At 42.2% G+C, this 3,269-nt stretch carries 2 protein-coding genes and 1 pseudogene; all 3 read left to right on the forward strand.

Annotated features, from left to right (window positions below; translation table 11 throughout):
* Window positions 1-1,075, forward strand: a pseudogene (locus tag QZX97_RS15025) (hypothetical protein); the annotation flags it as partial.
* Between the two features lie 26 nt (window positions 1,076-1,101).
* On the forward strand, window positions 1,102-3,009 hold the full coding sequence (locus tag QZX97_RS15030) for a RagB/SusD family nutrient uptake outer membrane protein (protein ID WP_295654731.1): 1,908 nt from the start codon (window positions 1,102-1,104) through the stop codon (window positions 3,007-3,009).
* A 31-nt stretch (window positions 3,010-3,040) separates the two neighbouring features.
* A partial coding sequence (locus tag QZX97_RS15035; RefSeq protein ID WP_295654732.1) for a DUF5017 domain-containing protein occupies window positions 3,041-3,269 on the forward strand: 229 nt, incomplete at its 3' end.

The raw sequence follows: 3,269 nt of genomic DNA on the forward strand, positions 1-3,269 counted from the left end.
GGCTTTGGGTGGGTATCCAAACGGGGCTAACTCTGAATATGAGAACGTTGGCACAATTAGCAATCGGGGATTAGAGTTTACTTTGAATACTGTTAATATTAACTCGGGCAAATTTAGCTGGCAATCAAGTTTTAATGTTGCGTTTAACAAAAATAAAATCCTGAGTTTTTATGATGGATTTAATATAAAGCAAACACCATGGAATTTGTATGGAAGCGCCACAGCATGGATTGCTCAGGTAGGTGGTCCAATTTCAGAGTTTTACGGATATGTTAAAACGGGGAATTACCAATATACCGATTTTAATAAATTAGCCAATGGTACCTACGTATTGAAAACGGGTATACCAGGCTATACCGGCGTGCAGCCCGGCGACCCCAAGTATCGCGATGTTAATGGTGATGGTGTGATTGATTTGCACGATGAAACAACCTTAGGGAGTCCTCTGCCTATTGCAACAGGCGGTTTAAACAATATGTTTTCTTATGGTCATTTTTCTCTAAGTGTTTTTTTACAGTTTAGCTATGGCAACAAAATATTGAATGCTAACAAAGCCGAGTTTTTAGAAGGGGACTATTTTAGTCAAGGAAATCAATTTGCCGATTTTGTGAATCACTGGACGCCTACAAACCCTACTAATGATATTCCGCGGGTTATTTACGGGAACGGTGGCCTAAATAAAGGCGATGACGGATCTACCAATACCCGACCTTCTTCTTGGCTAATTGAAGACGGTTCATTCATCAGGGTTAAAACGGTTTCATTTGCCTACAGTGTACCAATGAAGTTTGCCACCCGCTTGGGTATCCAATCGCTTAAGGTATTCACTTCTGCACAAAATCTTCACACATTTACCAAGTATACAGGTTTAGATCCCGAAGTTTCTACTTATCGAACTGCAAACCCGGCCAATACGCCAGGAGGTACTTCATCAGGTACTCCTGTAACCACAACTGGGGTTGGTTACACTTATATTCAACCAAGCAGCGGTTATGCCGCACTTGCTCAGGGTTATGACTTAACGCCATACCCTCGCGCCTTTACTTTAAATTTTGGTGTAAGTGCAACTTTTTAAAAACGGATATCTAAAAAATTACAGTCATGAAATCAAATTTAAAAACAACGATATTAATTTTCGTATTCAGTTTATTAGCTACGTCGTGTAAACGTGATTTAACGCTCACTCCGGTATATTTCGAGCCTACCACATTTACAACAGGACCCCAATTATCTGCTCAGCTTGCCGGTGCGCTTGATATTTTAGAGACCGATCAACTTTATGCACAAGGTTTGTGGGGGTATTTGGAAGGCGGTGCCGATGAAAGTTTCAGAAGTGGTACCTCTGCTTCAAACATATTTACTGAGCTTTACGACATTCAAAATACGGAGGCAAATGTTGCAACATTTTGGCGCAACCTGTATAATGGCGTTGAAAGGTGTAATGTAATACTAAGTGTAGCCGACCAACCAGTTATGGATGAAACGTTACGCAGCCAAATAAAAGGCCAAGCCCGTTTTTTTAGGGCTTATTGTTACTATTTATTAGTTACGCGTTTTGGCGACGTGCCTTTAAAAACACAACTATCTACAGACATGGGCACAAACTATCAGTTGCCCAGAACGCCTGCAAAAGCTGTTTATCAATATATTTTAAGTGAAATGACTGCAGCCGAGCCGATGGTTCCAACTATTGCCCAAGCCGGTACAACCACGACTATTACTCAAACTGCAGTTGACGGTTTATTGGCCAGGGTTTGTTTGTCTATGGCTGGTTATCCTGTTAATGATGCTACAAAATATAACGACGCACTAACATGGGCTCAAAAGGTAATCAATAGTGGCGTTCATGCTTTAAATAGTACTCCTTTAAGCCAATATTCTACAACCCCGGCCTATGCGCGCGTATTTATAAACAACATGCAAGACAACGTGAACGATAAAAACATTACCGAAGGCATGTGGGATGCTGCTTTTTTATCAAAATCCAACGCAACCGGTACTTACGCCGCGAGCGGGTATCCGGTTACCCAAACTTTGGGTGCAATTAGCGGAATATATTGCCCTGACGCTTCAGCCTCGTCAATTAATGGTTATGGTGCGGGCACCTATCGCGCGTTCCCTAAGTTATATAATCTTTATGCCTCCGGCGACCAACGTCGCGATTGGAATATAGCCCCTTACATGTATAAAGATGCGACAACAACAAAATACTATTCATTGTCCGTAGTTATTACAGGTACGGGTACAGGTGCATCGGCAACAGCTTATACAAATAGCTCGGGAGCAATTACGTCTATCGTAGTTGATAATCCCGGAACCGGTTATACAGTTGCGCCTACTATCACTTTTACTTCTTACGCCACAAGTACGTCAACGGCCCTATCAGTTACAGGCACTAACGTTGCAACGGCTACAGCCACTGTAAGTGGTGGTAAAGTAACCGGTATAACAGTAACCAAGGGTGGCTCAGGCTATCCAACCATTTACGACCGTTGTATCGGCAAATGGAGAAGAGAGTACGAAACTAATCTGCCCCCTATCCGTCTGCAAAATAATACATCGTGTAATTTTCCTATCATCCGTTATGCCGATGTATTATTGATGGCTGCCGAAGCAGATCTTAAAGTGAACGGTGCGCCAAGTGCCACAGCAGTAGGCTATTTTAATCAGGTGCGCAGAAGAGCTTTCGGTTATGCGCCTACCGTTGCCGTTCCGGGCTTTGATGTTACAACGTTTACGATGCAGGACATTATGGACGAACGCTCAAGGGAATTATGTTTTGAAGGACTACGCCGTCAGGATCTTATTCGTTGGGGCGTAATGGCCACCGTGATGCAAAACTTAAATGCCGATAACATGACCAGATCACCAGCCAACTATTTAACGGCCTCAAATCTGCCATCAGGCAACTTTTTAACCAACCCCACAAAGTATATGCTATTTCCAATACCGTATACCGAAACAACACTTGATTATGCATTGACACAAAATCCGGGTTGGAGTAACTAAAATAATTCATCACATAACCAGAAATTTAACAATGAGAAGAATTTATATGTACATGATTGTTACAGGCTTCGTGATAATCATTTTTAACGCTTGTAAGCAAGATACGCAGATAGTTTCGCCTTACGATTTTTATGTATCCGTACCGCAAACCAATTATAAAGTAGGCGATACAGTTCGGTTTCAATTGTCGGGCAATTACGGCGGGTATATCACTTTTTATTCCGGTGAAATAGGTAGAAACTACGCTAACGCCAACCGCA

The organism is uncultured Mucilaginibacter sp. (genome assembly GCF_903893715.1).
In the GTDB taxonomy this organism is placed as follows: Bacteria; Bacteroidota; Bacteroidia; order Sphingobacteriales; family Sphingobacteriaceae; genus Mucilaginibacter.

What these genes read in the sequence shown, in the direction of transcription:
- QZX97_RS15030 (WP_295654731.1), top strand. Translation starts at nt 1,102, where the DNA reads ATGAAATCAAATTTAAAAACAACGATATTAATTTTCGTATTCAGTTTA.